Below are 16,434 nucleotides of genomic sequence, written 5' to 3'. Positions count from 1 at the left end.
ATACAATGGATAATATAAATAATACACAGGGATTCTCATTTGATTTACCAAAAGGCAATTCTTCAATTATTAAAGTAATCGGTGTTGGCGGCGGCGGAAACAACGCTTTGAAGCATATGTACGAGAAAGGAATTTATGGAGTGGACTTCGTGATTTGCAACACCGATGCACAGACACTTGATAACAATCCTGTTGCTAACAAAGTTCAGTTGGGCGTAACAATGACCGAAGGCCTTGGCGCAGGCGCTGACCCGGAAGTTGGCGAAAAAGCGGCTATTGAAAGCATTGATGATATCAAAGCATCAATGGGACAGAACACCAAAATGGTTTTCATCACAGCCGGAATGGGCGGCGGAACCGGAACCGGTGCTGCACCTGTGATTGCAAAAGTGGCTAAGGAAATGGGGATTCTGACTGTTGGAATCGTAACCGTACCTTTTAGTTTTGAAGGAAAAAGAAGATTGGACCAGGCTGAATTAGGTTTGGAAAAATTGAGAAATAATGTTGATTCTTTAATTGTCATTAATAATGATAAATTGAGACAGCAATTCGGAAACCTTGGTTTCAAACAAGGTTTCTCAAAAGCCGATGAAGTTTTGACCAACGCTGCAAAAGGAATGGCAGAAGTGATTACAGGTTATTTTGATGTTAATATTGACTTCCGTGATGCGAAATCTGTATTGGCTAATTCCGGAACTGCATTGATGTCAACTGGAATCGCTAGTGGTGAAAACAAAGCGGAAGAAGCGGTTAAAAAAGCATTGGATTCTCCGTTATTGAATGATAACAAAATCACCGGTGCAAAAAATGTTCTATTGTTAATTAGAAGTGGTGCGACTGAGGTAACAATGGACGAAATCGGAGTGATTATGGACCACATCCAGAAGGAAGCTGGAAACACGGCTGACATTATTTTTGGAGTTGGTTCTGATGAAGAATTAGGCGATGCAGTAAGCGTTTTGGTAATTGCAACTGGTTTTTCAAACGACAACAAAAAACATTCTGGTGTAACTGAAACTATTAAATATTCTTTGGAAGACAGACCAAGTCCTTCCAGACATAGAGAATCTCCGTTCAAAAGCAGAGCTCAGGAAGAAACTAAACATCAGACAGAATCGGGAAAGAATTTTTTTCGTTTAGAAGATGATGACGATTTTGGAACTTCTAATTTCCCAACTAATTCGGTTGCGGAAAGTCTTGTAGAAGAGCCAATGACAGAAATCGAAATCATCGAAAACGAGGAAATCATGGATTTCTCAAATGATTATAATTCTAATAACGGAAAACAAGAATACAACCTTTTCACTTTCGAGGAAGAGAGTTATGAAGAAGTAGATTTGGAAGCGCAATCTTTTTCTTTCGAAGTAGAAGACAAGCCAAAAGCATCTTTCAAAGAAGAGGAAATCGAGAAGCCTGTTGAAGTAACTTTCACAATCAATGAGCCTGCCGTTGAAGAAGAATTTCCGGTAATTGAAAAACAAGTTATTTCTGAAATCAAAGATTCGGTAATTGAAGAAACTCCAGTCAGAGAAGAAATCGTTAACGACATCATCGAAGAAAAAGTTGAAGAACCAACAAGATTTTCTTTCGCTGTAGAAACTAAGGAAGAAATTGTAGAAGAGAAAAAATCTGAACCAGTTCAGGAAACTGAAAGTGGATTTACGTTTTTCAACAAAACTCCGGATTCTTCAAAAGCTATGGAAAGAAGAAACAAGTTGAGAGAGTTCAATTCCCGTTACCAGCAATTGGATAATGAGAATGTTTTTGAAACAGTTCCGGCTTTCAAGAGAAAGAACATCAATATCGATGGTTCTAATGCATCAGACCAGAATATCAACACTTATTTGTCTGATAATAACGGAAGTATGCAACTGAGAGAAAACCGTTTTCTTAATAAAGATGTAGATTAATAATGTGATAATGTGAATATTTGATAATGAGATGATTTTCGAATTGCAATTGTCAAATTAACACATTAACACATTTTAAAATTATTAAAATGAGTTTAGAAACTATAATAAGCGAAGCCATAAAAACGGCGATGAGAGAAAAAAACCGTGTGGCTCTGGATTCTCTTCGTGCAGTGAAAGCGCAGATTCTTTTACTACAAACCGAAGCCAGAGGTGCTGAAGTTTCAGAAGAACAAGAGATTGCGATTTTGCAAAGAATGATCAAACAGAGGAAAGATTCTTATGAGCAATTTATGGCCCAGGGAAGAACAGACCTTGCTGAAGTGGAAGAAGCACAGTCCAAAGTGATTGAGAAATTTCTTCCAAAACAATTGTCTGCAGAAGAATTGGAATCAGAAATCAAGAGAATTATTTCTGAAACCGGAGCAGAATCTCTAAAAGATTTAGGAAAAGTAATGGGCGTTGCTTCTAAAGCATTAGCCGGAAAATCAGACGGAAAGAGCATTTCCGAAATGGTTAAGAAGCTACTTTCCTAAATTGCTGGAAGCGGAAAGTCACATGCGGGAAGTTTTCTTCCGACATCCATCCTCCATCTTCCAAACTAAAAAGGATATACTTAATTTGCATATCGATTTGATTAAAGCCTCGGATTTTCGGATTCGAGGTTTTTATTTTGAAATTTCAGTCAAAATGGCGCAATAGATATTTGGTATAATTTTAATAGAATGATTGATCAGATAATCAAAATATTATTTGATTAAATTTGCAATTCGAATTAACCTAAAATATATTTAATATGTATCCAGCAGATTTAGTATTGCCAATGAAGGCAGAACTTACAGATAAAGGTTTTGAAGACCTTACAACGCCAGCACAAGTTGACGAAGCGCTTAAGCAAAGCGGTACCACTTTATTAGTTATCAACTCTGTTTGCGGATGTGCGGCAGGGGCAGCAAGACCAGGCGTTTTGTACTCTTTGACAGGTGAGAAAAAGCCAGACCATTTGGTGACCGCTTTCGCAGGTTTTGATACAGAAGCCGTTGCAGAAGCCAGAAAATTATTAGCGCCTTTTCCACCAAGTTCGCCAGCTGTGGCACTTTTCAAAGATGGTGAGTTGGTGCATATGTTAGAAAGACACCACATCGAGGGTAATCCTGCAGGCGCAATTGCTGCGAACCTTCAGGCCGCTTTCGATGAGTATTGCTAATCCAAATACACAGAACCAGAACAGAAATGTTCTGGTTTTTTTTATGAAATAATCAGTCGGCTGACGTGAGTTAAAGCCAATGTTAAAGGCAGTTGACGGACATTTGATTAATAACTGCCGAAAAAGAATCGATGAAAAGTTCATAAATTGACTTTCAGGCTTTTCATTATTTTTTAAATTTGCAAAAAAGTAAAAATGTCAGATCAAGCAAGTTATTTGTTTTCTACGAGAACCAGCCACGAGTTGGCAGAAAAAATTGCTCAGTGCTATGGGCAGCCACTGGGAAAAATCAATATTCAGCATTTCAGCGACGGAGAATTTGAGCCGGTTTTGGAACAATCTGTAAGAGGAAGCCGGGTTTTTCTTATCGCATCCACCTTTCCTCCGGCAGACAACCTTTTGGAATTGTTATTAATGATCGATGCGGCTAAAAGAGCATCTGCCAAAAATATCACAGTGGTGATTCCTTATTACGGATTAGCAAGACAAGACAGAAAAGATAAACCGAGAGCACCAATCGGAGCAAAGTTAGTTGCCAATCTTTTAACAGCTGCAGGCGCTACAAGAATTATGACGATGGATCTCCATGCAGATCAGATCCAGGGTTTCTTCGAGATTCCTGTAGATCATCTTTATGCTTCTACTATTTTCGTGGACTATATTCAGTCACTTAATTTGGATAATCTTACCATCGCATCACCGGATATGGGCGGGGCAAAAAGAGCGAAAAACTATGCAGGTCATCTGGGCGCGGATGTCGTGATCTGTTATAAGGAAAGAAAAAAAGCCAATGTGGTTGAAGAGATGTTTCTGATTGGGGATGTTAAGGATAAAAATGTGATTCTTATTGATGATATGATTGACACGGCTGGAACACTTTGTAAAGCAGCGGATATCTTAATGGAAAAAGGAGCGAGATCTGTAAGAGCAATGGCAACACACGGCGTTCTTTCGGGTAAAGCTTATGAAAATATCGAAAATTCTAAATTATTAGAAGTTATAGTAACAGATTCTATCCCTCAAAAAACGGATAAATCCTCCAAAATAAAGGTGCTTTCCTGCGCATCCTTATTTGCTGATGTGATGAATAGCGTACACGAACACAAATCAATTAGTGATAAATTCATTATCTAAGAAAAAAATTATATATTTGCAACCTCAAATTTTAATCATTTTATAATGAAATCAATTACAATTCAAGGTACAAAAAGAGAAAGCGTGGGCAAAAAGTCTACAAAAGCTTTACGTGATGCTGAATTAGTTCCTTGTGTTGTTTACGGAGGCAAAGAGCCGTTGAATTTTTCTACTGAAGAAAAATCTTTCAAAGGTTTGGTATATACTCCTGAAGCACACACGGTATCTATTGAGGTTGACGGACAAACAATTCCTGCTGTTCTTCAGGATATCCAATTTCACCCGATCACAGACAGAATCCTACACGTGGATTTCTATCAATTATCAGACGACAAGCCGGTAATTATGGAAGTTCCTGTAAGAATCACTGGTCGTTCAAGAGGTGTTGTTGCTGGTGGTGTTCTTAGACAAACTTTCAGAAAATTGAAAGTAAAAGCGATTCCTGCAAACTTGCCAGATGAAATCGTTGTTGACGTAACACCGTTGAGAATTGGTAACAAATTCTATGTTGAGGCTCTTAAAAATGATTCTTATACTTTTATGCACCCAGATAATGCAGTTATTGTAGCTGTTAAGATGTCTAGAAATGCAATGAAAGGAGGAGCATCTGCAGCAGATGACGATGATGACGAAGTAGAAGGAACAGAAGGTGCAGCAGAAGCTACGCCAGAAGCAACTTCAGCAGAATAATTAATCAATTATTATTGATATACAAGCCGTAGGAATTTCCTGCGGCTTTTTTTTTATCTTTATATCAATAAATAATTTTAACTATGAAAAAACTTTTATTCTCTATTTTATTCGCTTCACTACTGGCAAGTGGTCAGGCAAGTGTTTCCATTTACAAAGAAAGCTTTGAAGAAATAACTTCTCTACAGGATGCAGGTTGGGTTATGTATAATGATAGCAATACACCATACGGTACCTACGCTACATTGTTTCCAAATGCTTGGAATATTGTGAATTGGGAAGTAGAGAGTGGTAACCACGTCGCTTCTTCTCCATCTTGGTTTACATCTGTAACACAAGCAGATAGATGGTTGATTTCGCCACCAATTACCCTGCCCTCGAATGATGCTGCTATTCTCTCATTTTTTGCAAGATCTCACGACACAAGTCCCTATAATGACGGTTTCAAACTAAAAATTTCTACAACCAATACAGCAAAAGAATCTTTTAATAATATTCAGATCATAGATCACGCTCCTAATGTTTCTATTTCAGAGCAAACTGAGCCATATGGTGTTAATTTATCTAGTTATGCTGGAAAAACTATTTACTTAGCTTGGGTAAATGATTATACAAATGGAAACCTACTTAGTATTGACGATATTGATGTATTTATTACTCCATTGATTGCCGTCAATGAGGTTAACAAAAAAGATTTGATCTTATACCCTAACCCTACAGCAGATTATTTTACAATTAGTGATATAAGTGATATTGTGAGTGTTAATATTTATGATCTATCAGGAAAAATGATAAAATCTAATTTTGAATCTGTAAATAATAAATTCGATGTTTCTAATCTTGAAAAAGGAATTTATACTGTTTCTATCGAAACTAAATCAGGGATCATAAGCAAAAAAATTGTTAAAAAATAGTTTTTTTATTAATGATATACTAAGAATCCCTTTTTAAGGGATTCTTTTTTATTTGAATTAATTTATTACGTCAAGCTTTGGCGTTCCCTAATTTTAGATTTGTTCATAAATATATTAGATTATGGACAATATTACTCAACAAAGAATTCAGAAACTTCACCCATCGGTTCGAGATGAGGTAACTAATATTATCAGAGAATGTGATCTGGCACTTACTGGAAGAGCAAAAATCCGAATTACACAAGGCTTGAGAAGTTTTGAAGAACAGGAAAAACTCTATGCCATCGGAAGAACAAAACCCGGCAAAAAAGTAACCAATGCAAAAGGAGGACAAAGCATTCATAACTATGGATTAGCCGTGGATATCTGTCTTATGATTGATGGTAAAACAGCCAGCTGGGATACCGCAAAAGATTGGGATAATGATAAGATTGCGGATTGGTATGAGTGTGTTAAGATTTTCGCAAAAAATGGCTGGGATTGGGGCGGCAACTGGAAAACATTCAAAGATCTTCCTCATTTTGAAAAGAAACTGCTTAAAACTAAAAAAGGAGAACTGGAAATCAACTGGAGAAATCTCATCAAGCTTCCGAAGGATAAAGCAGGTTATATTATTTTTTAAATTCAATTTTATCACGTCGAGTTCTGTCGCTACCCGCATCTACATTTGTAATATCAAATCGAAGCAAATGGAACGGACAACGTTTCATCTGGCATTTAAAACAATAATATTTTACAGATGAAAAAGATCACAATACTCTCATTAGACGGTGGCGGAATCCGGGGAATTATTTCCTGCATCATTCTCCGCTATCTCGAAGAAATTTTACAACAAAAAGATCATCCGAATGCCAAGCTCGGAGATTATTTTGATATGATTGCGGGAAGCAGTACAGGCGGGATCCTAGCCTCTGTTCTTCTTTATCCGGATGACAATAAAAAAGCCAAATATTCCATCAAAAAAGCATTTGAACTTTATACGGAAAAAGGCGAAGACATCTTCACTGTTTCTTTATGGGAAAATCTTTTTAATCCATTTGGTTTGTTTAGTGAGAAAATTTCGCAGGACAATTTGGAAAGACAATTGAGTGATTTTTTTGGAGATTTGGAACTTAAAGATTTTATAAAACCTTCGCTCATTACCAGCTACGATATCGAGAATAGAAAAGCAAAACTCTTCAATACAATCAATGCTAAGCAAAGCCAGCAGAACTTTCTTGTCAAAGATATTTGCAGAGCTACTTCAGCGGCACCAACATATTTTTCTCCGGCTCAGATCAGGTCTTCTTATGGACAGAATTTTAGTTTGATAGATGGCGGAATGTTTGCCAATAATCCCGCTCTATGTGCTTATGCAGAAGCCAGAAAAATTCCCTTTGCAGATCTATTTGAAAATCGTGAAAAACCCAATTATCCTACAGTGAATGATATGATGATCGTTTCTCTGGGAACTGGTGCCGAAATGAAATCTTATCGCATTAATAAATATAAAAATGCTGGTAAACTAGCCTGGATAGAACCAATCATTGATATTCTACTTTCTGCCAATGCAGAGACCGTGGATTATCAATTGAACCAAATGTTTATGACTTTGGGAAAACGAAACAGGCAGAATTATTACAGAATCAATCCTTCCTTGAAAACCGCTTCGCCTGAGATGGATAATGTCAAGAAGAAAAACATTGAAGCCTTGATACAGGCAGGTTTGTGTTATGTGGAAGAGAACAATGAATTGCTGAATCAAATCGCTGAAAAATTAATTAAAAATAAAATATAAATTTTATCATGACGAGTTTTGGTGCCACTGCAAGATATCTTTGATTTATAGAAAAGTGTAATTTAGGATATGTCTATTTTACATTGTAACGTCTTAGTTTTCATTTATTACAATGTTGTTTTCCATTCTCACATAAATATTTTCCATTCCCTTAACTCTATTATCACTTACATCAACTTTGTTTTACATAATGTCGATATAATTTTATATTGTCTCAATATTATTTTCCATTACATCAATTTAGTTTTCACTTTCATCACTTTTATTTTCATTTGCAATAATGGGATACCAAAAACCAAAACAATGATCAACATATAAAACAATCTTACTATCTTTAAACAAAAACACACAATGCTAAATCTCAACCTCAAACCCATCTTCGAAGCCCGCGGCATAGAAAGACCATATACCTATCTTGTAAAAGCCGGCATTTCCCGCGCAACAGCCCATAACATTCTCAGCAGCAAGACCCGCGTCTTTCGCTTAGACCATATAGAACTGCTTTGCAGGGTCCTCATCTGCGAGCCCAATGATTTACTATCCTACACTCCAGACTCTCAAACGATTCTTTCCGAGACACATCCACTCAATAATCTGAGAAAAGAAGAGACTTCCCAAGCAAGTATAAAAGATTCTTTAGCAAACATTCCATACAAAGAACTCAAAGCGTTGACCGCCCAGTTGTTGGAGAAAAAGTAACACAAAACTTATCCACAAATCCAAAACACGACACCTTTTGTCGCATTTAGAATTTATATTTGTGTAACAAAACTTAAAAACGAAATATCCTTAGAACCATCAATGAAAAAAGATTTCTATTTAACCAGATATGCCCTCATCATCAAGAGACTGGAGCGTTCACCGGCAACCTATCCAGAGATAGAATCCTATCTCCTTAACTCTTTTGAGTTTCAGGATGCCAACATTGTGAGCTATTCCATTCGAACTTTGCAGAGAGATATCAAGGACATCGCAAATCTTTTCAATTTTGATATTCATAACAAGAAAAAAGGCGATAACAGGTATTATATAGAGAGCCGCCCGGTAATGGAAGTCGACGAGTATAATCAGCGTCTGTTAGAATCTTTCCAGATTATGAATGCCGTCAACTCCCAGCCCGATCTTGCACAGTTTGTTTATCCGGAAACACGAACGCCCAGAGGTATTCAGAACTTTTATGACCTGCTTTTTGCTATCAGGAACAAGAGAATTCTGGAGTTCCAACATTTCAAATATAAAGATCAAAGTATCACTTCCAGAAAGGTTCATCCGTATGCTCTCAAAGAATCCAAAGACCGTTGGTATCTCATTGCTCTGGATACCAAAGATGAGAAGTTGAAAGCTTTCGGCTTAGACCGTATTAGTGATTTGGAGGTTAGCAAAGCTGGCTTCAAACTTCAGCAGCGATTTAATTTGAAGGACCACTTCAAAAATGCTTTCGGAATTATGAATCTGGAAGAGGAGCCGGAAAAAGTCGTCATCAAGTCTACCAAAGAGCAGGCAGAATATCTCAAGAGCTCGCCGCTTCATCATTCCCAGCAGATCGAGAAGGAAACGGAAAAATCTGTTTATTTTACCTATGATCTCTATCCGACTTATGATTTTATACAGGAGATTTTATCTTATGGAAATCAGGTTAAAGTGACTCAACCTAAAAGCCTAATAGAGAAGATCAAAGAAACACTGAAGCAGTCAATTCAGCAGTACGACGATTCGGCATCAGATCAATAATTTCTGGTTTCGATTCATCAATCTCTTTTCCATTCTCAAAATTTATTATATTTGTGAAGAATGGCAACGAAAGCACTTTTTAATACGGTCGTCAATTGGTTTATCCTTCAGCGGATGGATCAGATTGAACATTTTATAAAGTATCCTGTGGAAACGCAGGAAGGGCTTTTGTTTTCTCAGCTTTTCCATGCAGAAGAAACCGAATATGGACAGAAGTATGGCTTCAGTACCATTGCCAATTATAAAGATTTTCAGAGAAAAGTTCCTATTGTTTGTTATGAGGATTTCGAACCTTACATAGAAAGAGCTAGACAAGGACACAAAGATGTTTTCTGGCCCGGAGTGATAAAGCAGTTTGCCAAATCTTCCGGAACAACCAATGCCAAAAGCAAATATATCCCGATTACAACAGAGAGTCTTGAGGATTGCCATTACAAGGCTGGGAAAGATATGGTGGCGCTCTATGTGAACAATCATCCGGAAAGTGAACTGTTCCAACACAAAAACCTCAGACTGGGAGGAAGTGCTGAAATCTATCGGGATTTCAATACGAAATTCGGAGATCTGTCGGCGATTCTGATTGAGAATCTTCCTTTCTGGGTAGAGATTATCAATACACCGAGTAAAAAAACGTCGTTGATGTCCGAGTGGGAAAGTAAGATGAAAGCAATCATTAGTGAGGTGAAGAACGAAGATGTGGGAAGCTTAACGGGCGTTCCGAGCTGGATGATGGTACTTTTGCAAAGGACATTGCAAGAGACTGGCAAAAATAACATCGGAGAACTCTGGCCCAATTTAGAAGTCTTTTTCCACGGTGGAATTAGCTTTAAGCCTTATAAAAATCAATATAAAGATATCATTGGGAAAGACATCCGATATTATGAGATCTACAATGCTTCGGAAGGTTTTTTCGGGATACAAGATCAGGCTGGAAGCGATGAGATGTTACTGATGTTAGATTACGGTATTTTCTACGAATTCATTCCAATGGACGAATATTATTCCGGAAGCAGAAACGCTATCCCAATTTCTGAAGTGGAAATCAATAAAAACTACGCAGTTGTCATCACGACTAATGGTGGACTTTGGCGTTATCTGATTGGCGATACGGTTAAGTTCACATCCATCAAACCTTACCGAATTAAAGTTTCCGGCAGAACCAAACATTACATCAACGCTTTTGGAGAAGAATTGATGATTGATAATGTGGAAACTGCACTTAAGATAGCTTGTGAAAACCTCAATGCGAGTATTTCTGATTATACAGGTGCTCCGGTTTTTATGACCAATAATAGTAAGGGTTGTCACGAATGGATTTTCGAATTTACCAAACAACCAAGTTGTATTGATGAATTTACCGAAGTTTTTGACAAAACGCTCAAAACTTTGAATTCCGATTACGAGGCGAAACGTTACAATGATATTACGTTGAGAAAACCAATCATTCATACTGCGAAGCCTAATTTATTTTATGAATGGATGGCAAGCCGAGGAAAATTGGGCGGACAAAACAAAGTTCCGAGATTGAGCAACGATAGAGAATATATCGATCCTTTGTTGGAGCTGAATCAACAACAATAAATTATCCAATCAATTCCTTAGCCTGAGAAATCGCAGCCTCGGTAATTTTTGAACCGGAAATCAGCTGTGCAATTTCATTCAGTTTGTCATCTTCTGAAAGCTCTACAATCGTAGTTTTGGTAATTCCATTTTCATCAAATTTCACCACTTTATAATTCTGGTTTCCTTTGGCTGCAACTTGTGCAAGATGCGTAATCACGATGAGTTGCAGATCCTGCGACATTTCCTTCATCAGTTTTCCCATTTCTTCGGCAATTCTTCCGGAAACACCAGTGTCAATTTCATCAAGGATTAAAGTCGGAAGCGCATTATTCTCAGCCATTATTTTTTTGATGGCCAGCATGACTCTGGAACGTTCTCCTCCGGAAACTGCTCCTTGGATTGGTTTCAAAGGAAAACCGGAATTAGCCTGAAACAAAATCTGAATATTATTTTTCCCGTGAAGATTGTAAGTTGCAGAATCTGACAAATCAATCTTTAAAATGGCCTTTTCCAAACCTAATTGAGCGAAAATTTCTTTGGCTTTATTTTCTAAATTTCCGGAAAATTTAATTCGGTTTTCAGAGAGTTTTTTACTCAAAGAAGCCAATTGAGCTTCTATTAATTTAAGCTGATTTTCTTTCTCTTCAATTTGGATTTCGATCGTTTCGAGAGAACTTTGACTGGAAGATAATTCTTCTTTTATCTTTAATAATCCCTCAATACTATCAACCTGATGTTTCAGAAACAGTGCATTGATTTTATTAATGGATGTCAACAATTGTTGAAGCAAAACCGGATTGATCTCAAGATTGTCAGCCTTGCTTTCTATCTCGGCATTAATGTCCTTAAGTTCAAGATAAGAAGCTTCCAAACGTTGGCTAATTTCTTCATATTCAGAAGATAATTCGGACAATTTCTGCATCTTATTTTTAACATCAAACAAACTGCTTAAAATTCCGAAATCTTCCTGATTAAGTTTTGAAAGGCTTTGAGAAAGCTGTTCACTGATTTGTTCTGCATTTTCCTGAGTATTCAGCTGATTTTGCAATTCCTCAAAATCAATATTTTCAAGTTGGGCTTCTTCCAATTCAGCCAACAAAAAGTTCTTGTAATCAGATTCCTTATTATTCTCAGCCAGCGCAGATTTCAGTTGCTCAATCTCTCGTTTTGTATTTTGATAACCGAAATATTGACTTTGATAATCAGCTAATAACGTTTTATTTTTTGCCAATCCGTCCAGAATTCCAAATTGGAATTGCTCGGTAAAAAGATTAGACGTTTCAAATTGGGAATGGATATCAATCAGTTTTGATGACAATTCTTTCAGAATATCCAGTGTTACGGGAACATCGTTGATAAAAGCCCGGGATTTTCCGTTTGGGAGAATCTCTCTTCGGATGATGGATTGTGCTTCGTAATCCAGATCATTTTCTTCAAAAAAAACTTTGAAGTTTTCAGTGATTTGGAACTCGGTTTCTACGATACTTTTAGCATCAGATTTAGCAAAAGATTTCACGTCGGCTCTTTCTCCCATAATCAAGCGGAGCGCGCCGAGAATAATGGATTTTCCCGCGCCTGTTTCTCCGGTAATGACTTGCAGCCCATTTTTGAGATCGATTTCCAGCCGGTCAATTAAGGCGAAATTCTGTATAAAAATCCTTGACAACATAATGAAAGTAACAATTAATAATTAGGAATTAAAAATTATTATTTCCATTTGTCCCATTTGGTATCAATATCTTTTGGAGCGAAGGTGCTCATCATTGTTCTAAGCTCGCTGATGTTGACAGAAGTGTTGGCGCCTGTATTGAAAATGTTGAAAATCTCCGTGCTTTTGGTATCCAGAAAAACATTGAAAGGATAATTCATCTGGAAATTATTCTCATAGAATTTTAATTGCAACAAAGATTCTGCGATGGTTTTTTTTGCCGGGTTTTGGTCCTGCTTAGCCAGATTGTCCAGCCCGGATCTGTGGTAGCTGTAATAAACCGTTCTCAGCGTAGATGTATTTTCGTTTTGAAGTCCGGAGATCAGCGCACCTCTGTTTCTTTGACTTTCGATGGCGTTCCAACCTTCATAATTTTGATTCTGGGAGTTTTGAGCAATTTTGAATGCTTTGTCAAACCAGGGCTGTCCGCCTTTGAGCTGAAAGCTGTCTCCATCATAACCTAAAATCACATAGATGTAAAAACTGATGACATCGATAAGGTTTTTACCGGAGAATTGTCTCTCATTGAATATAAGATTCTCATTTTCATTATATTCGAAAGTGAAATTCGTATCGTTGATGTTCATCAAAGGGGTCTCGTATTGAGAGTTAAAAACCGGACGTGTCGCCTGAACCACCAGTGATCCTTTGAAGGTATTGTTACTTGGACGTTCCGAGATAACCAAAGCAAAATTGCACTTTACCTTTTCAAAATTTTGAAGCTTTTTCCCCGTCCAGCTTGTATTGTTGATGAAGTCACGCAAAGATTTTTCCAGAGTTCTGAAAACCTGTGTGTTACTTCCCGCAATCTGTTGGCTGTTAATTTGTACAGTGGCCAAAAGCTCCTGAGAATATGCTGTTTGAGCAAAAAGTAAAGCACAAATTATATAAAGTAGTTTTTTCATTCCAAATAAAAATGTTTGTAAAAATAAGGAATCTTTGCCAAAGATAGACATCTAAAATCCTTATAAAATCATAACGGAAAAGCAATTGTTTTTCTTACAATTTCTGCGCAACAAAATTCAAAATATCTTGGGCGACTTCTTCTTTGGATTTCAATGAAAAAGATTGCTCTTCAGCGGGGGTGAAAATTTTGATTTTGTTAGTAGCATTGGCAAAGCCCGCACCTTCATCTCTTAGAGAGTTAAGGACAATCATATCCAGGTTTTTCTTGACTAATTTTCCTTTCGCATTTTCCTCTTCATTCTGGGTTTCAAGTGCAAAGCCGACCAAAAACTGATGTGTCTTTTTCTCGCCCATCGTTCGGAGAATGTCTCGATTTTTAACCAGTTGTATAGTTAATTCGTTCTCGTTTTTCTTGATTTTTTCTGTGGCTTTGACTTTTGGGGTATAATCTGCAACCGCAGCGCTCATTATGGCCACGTCGATGTTGTCATAATATTTAAAAACTTCATCAAACATTTCCTGTGCTGAGGTAACTTTATGAAGTGTAATTTTTTTGTCCTCAACTTTCTGAGAAGATGGACCGGAAATCAAAATAACTTCGGCGCCTCTTCTGGCGGCTTCCTTTGCGAGATCAAATCCCATTTTGCCAGAAGAGTGATTGCCGATGAACCTTACAGGATCAATGTTTTCGTAGGTCGGGCCAGCGGTGATCAGGAACTTTTTTCCGGCAAAATTTTGCTCAGAATCAAATTGATTTTGAATAAATTTAAAAATCGTTTCAGGCTCAGCTAATCTTCCTTGTCCAACCAGTCCGCTAGCCAGCTCACCATATTCTGCAGGAATTATCTGATGCCCGAAACTTTCCACAGTTTGTAAATTTCTGGTCACTGTTGGATGCACATACATATCGAGATCCATTGCAGGAGCAATAACTACAGGACATTTTGCGGACATATAAACAGCCATCAAAAAATTGTCGCAAAGTCCGTAGGATATTTTGGCAAGCGTGTTGGCGGTACAAGGCGCAATCAGAATGAGATCTGCCCAAAGTGCCAGTTCTACATGGTTATTCCAGGTTTTGTTGTCGTCGTAAAAACCGGTGTAAACTTTATTCTTAGAAAGCGTTGAGAATGTCAGTGGCGAAACAAAATCTTCGGCAGATTTGGTCAAAATAACTTTGACTTCGGCGCCGGCTTTTATGAGTTCCCGAACGAGATAATTCATTTTGTAAGCAGCAATTCCGCCGGTAATTCCTAAGATCAGTTTTTTGCCTTGCAAGCTCATTTTGCTTTGATTTTTATTAACGAAAGTATTAATAATTTTAGAAACAAAAAAACCGTCTCGATAAGCAAGACGGTTTTTATATTGTAATCAGCAGATTATTTCTTTTCTTCAGTTTTTCTGAAATAGATTTCATCTTCTAACCATTCTTTAAGAGCGATAGAAGTTGGTTTTGGAAGTTTTTCGTAATGCTTAGAGATTTCGATTTGTTCTCTGTTTTCGAAAACTTCTTCTAAAGTAGAATTGTGAACTGCAAATTCATCCAATTTTCCATGAAGTTCAGAGCGGATCTCAGCATTGATCTGTTCTGCTCTTTTACCCATAATCACGATAGCCTCGTAGATGCTACCAACTTTTTCTTCGATTTTATCTTTGTCGTAAGTGATTGTGCTTACTTCAGCTTTTGTATCTTTAACACTCATTGGGCGAAATTATTTTTGAGAATGCAAATATAGTAATTATCTTTTAAATTTGAAAGTAGCTTGAGGTTCAGGCGAATTGATCTTGGCGCTGTCTCTTCTGGTTTGTTCTGCAGCCTTTTCCATATTCAGCTGGTTTTTTTCCTGAGCCAGTTCTTTTTTCTCCATTTCTTTGGCTTCAGCATTTTTTACTTTAGCCTCATATTCTGCTTTTCTTTTCTCAACTTCTACTTGGAGTTTTGCAAATTTTACTTTTTCATCTTCCAGTTTTGTGTAGAGATCGTTGGCTGTTTTCGCATATTCGGTATTAGGAATTTCTGTTGCCACTCTTTTCGCATAAGCTGCAGCAGCATCCAGTCTTTCTTTTTTGAGATCATAGATAGAGTTGACGGCCAACTCGTATTTGGATTTCATAATGATATCGTAGATCTGAGGTCTCAATTTAGTCGCTGGGAAATCTTCCAAAACATTTTCAAAAGCTACAGATGCTGCTTTGTACTCACCCATCTTGTAATATTGCTTTGCGTTTTCAAAGGCTTTGAACTCAAGCTTGTAGCCTAGTTCATCAATCATCTGGCTGATGTTTTTGGAGCGTTCAGAATCCGGATAATCGTTGATAAAATTCTGTAATTCTGTAATGGCAGATTCGGTATTGCTTTGATCCAGATTGTAATCCAAAGATCCCTCGTAATAACAAAGTGCAGAAAAATAAGCGGCTTCCTCTTTTCTCGGATCTTGAGGGAAACTGATGACAAAGTTTTTAAACTGGTTCGCAGCCAGCCTGTAGTTCTTATCGTAATAGTTAGCGTATGCAGAATTGAAAACCACATTCGGTGCATCATCTGTACCAGCTACAAGATTAGGCAATCTGTCATATAAAGCAAGCGCATCGCTCCATTTCTTTTTAGCAAATTTTTCGTTGGCAACCTTCAAGATAAACTCTTTGTCAGCGCTCTTCATTGCCCTATCCATTTCTGTTTTGCAAGACAGCAAAACCACCGACATCATCAGCAAACTAATATATTTCTTCATAGCAATTGTCAGAATATTCTGAAATATTGAATATTAATAATTTGCAAAAATAAAACTTTTTTCATCATTCTCTTTTTTTTATGAAAGATTAACGTTTATTGTAATAATAGAAAAGACAGGACGATTGATGCAGAAATTAATTTCAATAATCTCAATCATCTA

At 37.2% G+C, this 16,434-nt stretch carries 16 protein-coding genes; 11 read left to right on the top strand and 5 right to left on the bottom strand.

The window, feature by feature from the left end; genetic code table 11:
- Positions 1-5 precede the first annotated feature (5 nt).
- The 11 genes from ftsZ (at position 6) to BXY58_RS00870 (ending at position 10,944) form a co-directional block, all read left to right on the top strand.
- On the top strand, positions 6-1,910 hold the full coding sequence (gene ftsZ / locus BXY58_RS00920) for a cell division protein FtsZ (RefSeq protein WP_120211925.1): 1,905 nt from the start codon (positions 6-8) through the stop codon (positions 1,908-1,910).
- Between the two features lie 89 nt (positions 1,911-1,999).
- Positions 2,000-2,446, top strand: a complete 447-nt coding sequence (locus BXY58_RS00915; protein ID WP_120211924.1) for a GatB/YqeY domain-containing protein — start codon at positions 2,000-2,002, stop codon at positions 2,444-2,446.
- Between the two features lie 260 nt (positions 2,447-2,706).
- Positions 2,707-3,117, top strand: coding sequence for a BrxA/BrxB family bacilliredoxin (locus BXY58_RS00910; RefSeq protein WP_120211923.1), 411 nt, complete (start codon positions 2,707-2,709; stop codon positions 3,115-3,117).
- A 195-nt stretch (positions 3,118-3,312) separates the two neighbouring features.
- The gene (locus BXY58_RS00905; RefSeq protein ID WP_120211922.1) at positions 3,313-4,251 is read left to right on the top strand and encodes a ribose-phosphate pyrophosphokinase; all 939 of its coding nucleotides are present in this window, start codon (positions 3,313-3,315) and stop codon (positions 4,249-4,251) included.
- 45 nt (positions 4,252-4,296) lie between these two features.
- On the top strand, positions 4,297-4,941 hold the full coding sequence (locus tag BXY58_RS00900; RefSeq protein WP_120211921.1) for a 50S ribosomal protein L25/general stress protein Ctc: 645 nt from the start codon (positions 4,297-4,299) through the stop codon (positions 4,939-4,941).
- An 83-nt stretch (positions 4,942-5,024) separates the two neighbouring features.
- A complete protein-coding gene (locus BXY58_RS00895; protein ID WP_120211920.1) occupies positions 5,025-5,855 on the top strand; it encodes a T9SS-dependent choice-of-anchor J family protein in 831 nt (276 codons plus the stop codon).
- Between the two features lie 121 nt (positions 5,856-5,976).
- Positions 5,977-6,477 (top strand): M15 family metallopeptidase, encoded by a 501-nt coding sequence (locus tag BXY58_RS00890; protein WP_120211919.1) that lies wholly within the window; start codon positions 5,977-5,979, stop codon positions 6,475-6,477.
- Between the two features lie 117 nt (positions 6,478-6,594).
- On the top strand, positions 6,595-7,632 hold the full coding sequence (locus BXY58_RS00885; RefSeq protein ID WP_120211918.1) for a patatin-like phospholipase family protein: 1,038 nt from the start codon (positions 6,595-6,597) through the stop codon (positions 7,630-7,632).
- 351 nt (positions 7,633-7,983) lie between these two features.
- Positions 7,984-8,331 (top strand): helix-turn-helix domain-containing protein, encoded by a 348-nt coding sequence (locus BXY58_RS00880; RefSeq protein ID WP_120211917.1) that lies wholly within the window; start codon positions 7,984-7,986, stop codon positions 8,329-8,331.
- Between the two features lie 102 nt (positions 8,332-8,433).
- The gene (locus tag BXY58_RS00875; protein WP_120211916.1) at positions 8,434-9,363 is read left to right on the top strand and encodes a helix-turn-helix transcriptional regulator; all 930 of its coding nucleotides are present in this window, start codon (positions 8,434-8,436) and stop codon (positions 9,361-9,363) included.
- A 60-nt stretch (positions 9,364-9,423) separates the two neighbouring features.
- The gene (locus tag BXY58_RS00870; RefSeq protein WP_120211915.1) at positions 9,424-10,944 is read left to right on the top strand and encodes a GH3 auxin-responsive promoter family protein; all 1,521 of its coding nucleotides are present in this window, start codon (positions 9,424-9,426) and stop codon (positions 10,942-10,944) included.
- 1 nt (position 10,945) lies between these two features.
- Here BXY58_RS00870 and BXY58_RS00865 read toward each other — a convergent pair whose 3' ends face one another.
- The 5 genes from BXY58_RS00865 to BXY58_RS00845 all read right to left on the bottom strand — a co-directional run bounded on the left by BXY58_RS00865 (position 10,946) and on the right by BXY58_RS00845 (position 16,272).
- A complete protein-coding gene (locus tag BXY58_RS00865; RefSeq protein WP_120211914.1) occupies positions 10,946-12,595 on the bottom strand; it encodes a DNA repair protein RecN in 1,650 nt (549 codons plus the stop codon).
- 38 nt (positions 12,596-12,633) lie between these two features.
- Positions 12,634-13,539 carry a type IX secretion system protein PorD gene (gene porD / locus BXY58_RS00860; RefSeq protein ID WP_120212508.1) on the bottom strand — a complete coding sequence of 302 codons (906 nt, stop codon included), beginning with the start codon at positions 13,537-13,539 and terminating at the stop codon, positions 12,634-12,636.
- A gap of 94 nt (positions 13,540-13,633) precedes the next feature.
- Positions 13,634-14,824, bottom strand: coding sequence for a bifunctional phosphopantothenoylcysteine decarboxylase/phosphopantothenate--cysteine ligase CoaBC (gene coaBC, locus BXY58_RS00855; RefSeq protein ID WP_120211913.1), 1,191 nt, complete (start codon positions 14,822-14,824; stop codon positions 13,634-13,636).
- Between the two features lie 95 nt (positions 14,825-14,919).
- Entirely contained in the window at positions 14,920-15,243 is a 324-nt protein-coding gene (locus BXY58_RS00850; protein ID WP_120211912.1) for a DNA-directed RNA polymerase subunit omega, read from the bottom strand.
- Positions 15,244-15,279: 36 nt separating this feature from the next.
- The gene (locus BXY58_RS00845; protein WP_120211911.1) at positions 15,280-16,272 is read right to left on the bottom strand and encodes an outer membrane protein assembly factor BamD; all 993 of its coding nucleotides are present in this window, start codon (positions 16,270-16,272) and stop codon (positions 15,280-15,282) included.
- Between the last annotated feature and the right edge of the window lie 162 nt (positions 16,273-16,434).

It is taken from the genome of Epilithonimonas arachidiradicis (assembly GCF_003610695.1).
GTDB classification, from domain to species: Bacteria; Bacteroidota; Bacteroidia; order Flavobacteriales; family Weeksellaceae; genus Epilithonimonas; species Epilithonimonas arachidiradicis.
This window is presented reverse-complemented; position numbering and strand designations above follow the sequence as displayed.

Excerpts from the sequence above, each read along its gene's own strand:
- BXY58_RS00900 (WP_120211921.1), top strand. The coding sequence starts at position 4,297 with ATGAAATCAATTACAATTCAAGGTACAAAAAGAGAAAGCGTGGGCAAA.
- BXY58_RS00845 (WP_120211911.1), bottom strand. The coding sequence starts at position 16,272 with ATGAAGAAATATATTAGTTTGCTGATGATGTCGGTGGTTTTGCTGTCT.
- BXY58_RS00915 (WP_120211924.1), top strand. The coding sequence starts at position 2,000 with ATGAGTTTAGAAACTATAATAAGCGAAGCCATAAAAACGGCGATGAGA.
- ftsZ (WP_120211925.1), top strand. The coding sequence starts at position 6 with ATGGATAATATAAATAATACACAGGGATTCTCATTTGATTTACCAAAA.
- BXY58_RS00850 (WP_120211912.1), bottom strand. The coding sequence starts at position 15,243 with ATGAGTGTTAAAGATACAAAAGCTGAAGTAAGCACAATCACTTACGAC.
- BXY58_RS00870 (WP_120211915.1), top strand. The coding sequence starts at position 9,424 with ATGGCAACGAAAGCACTTTTTAATACGGTCGTCAATTGGTTTATCCTT.
- BXY58_RS00910 (WP_120211923.1), top strand. The coding sequence starts at position 2,707 with ATGTATCCAGCAGATTTAGTATTGCCAATGAAGGCAGAACTTACAGAT.
- BXY58_RS00905 (WP_120211922.1), top strand. The coding sequence starts at position 3,313 with ATGTCAGATCAAGCAAGTTATTTGTTTTCTACGAGAACCAGCCACGAG.
- BXY58_RS00880 (WP_120211917.1), top strand. The coding sequence starts at position 7,984 with ATGCTAAATCTCAACCTCAAACCCATCTTCGAAGCCCGCGGCATAGAA.
- BXY58_RS00890 (WP_120211919.1), top strand. The coding sequence starts at position 5,977 with ATGGACAATATTACTCAACAAAGAATTCAGAAACTTCACCCATCGGTT.
- BXY58_RS00875 (WP_120211916.1), top strand. The coding sequence starts at position 8,434 with ATGAAAAAAGATTTCTATTTAACCAGATATGCCCTCATCATCAAGAGA.
- BXY58_RS00895 (WP_120211920.1), top strand. The coding sequence starts at position 5,025 with ATGAAAAAACTTTTATTCTCTATTTTATTCGCTTCACTACTGGCAAGT.
- BXY58_RS00865 (WP_120211914.1), bottom strand. The coding sequence starts at position 12,595 with ATGTTGTCAAGGATTTTTATACAGAATTTCGCCTTAATTGACCGGCTG.
- porD (WP_120212508.1), bottom strand. The coding sequence starts at position 13,539 with ATGAAAAAACTACTTTATATAATTTGTGCTTTACTTTTTGCTCAAACA.
- BXY58_RS00885 (WP_120211918.1), top strand. The coding sequence starts at position 6,595 with ATGAAAAAGATCACAATACTCTCATTAGACGGTGGCGGAATCCGGGGA.
- coaBC (WP_120211913.1), bottom strand. The coding sequence starts at position 14,824 with ATGAGCTTGCAAGGCAAAAAACTGATCTTAGGAATTACCGGCGGAATT.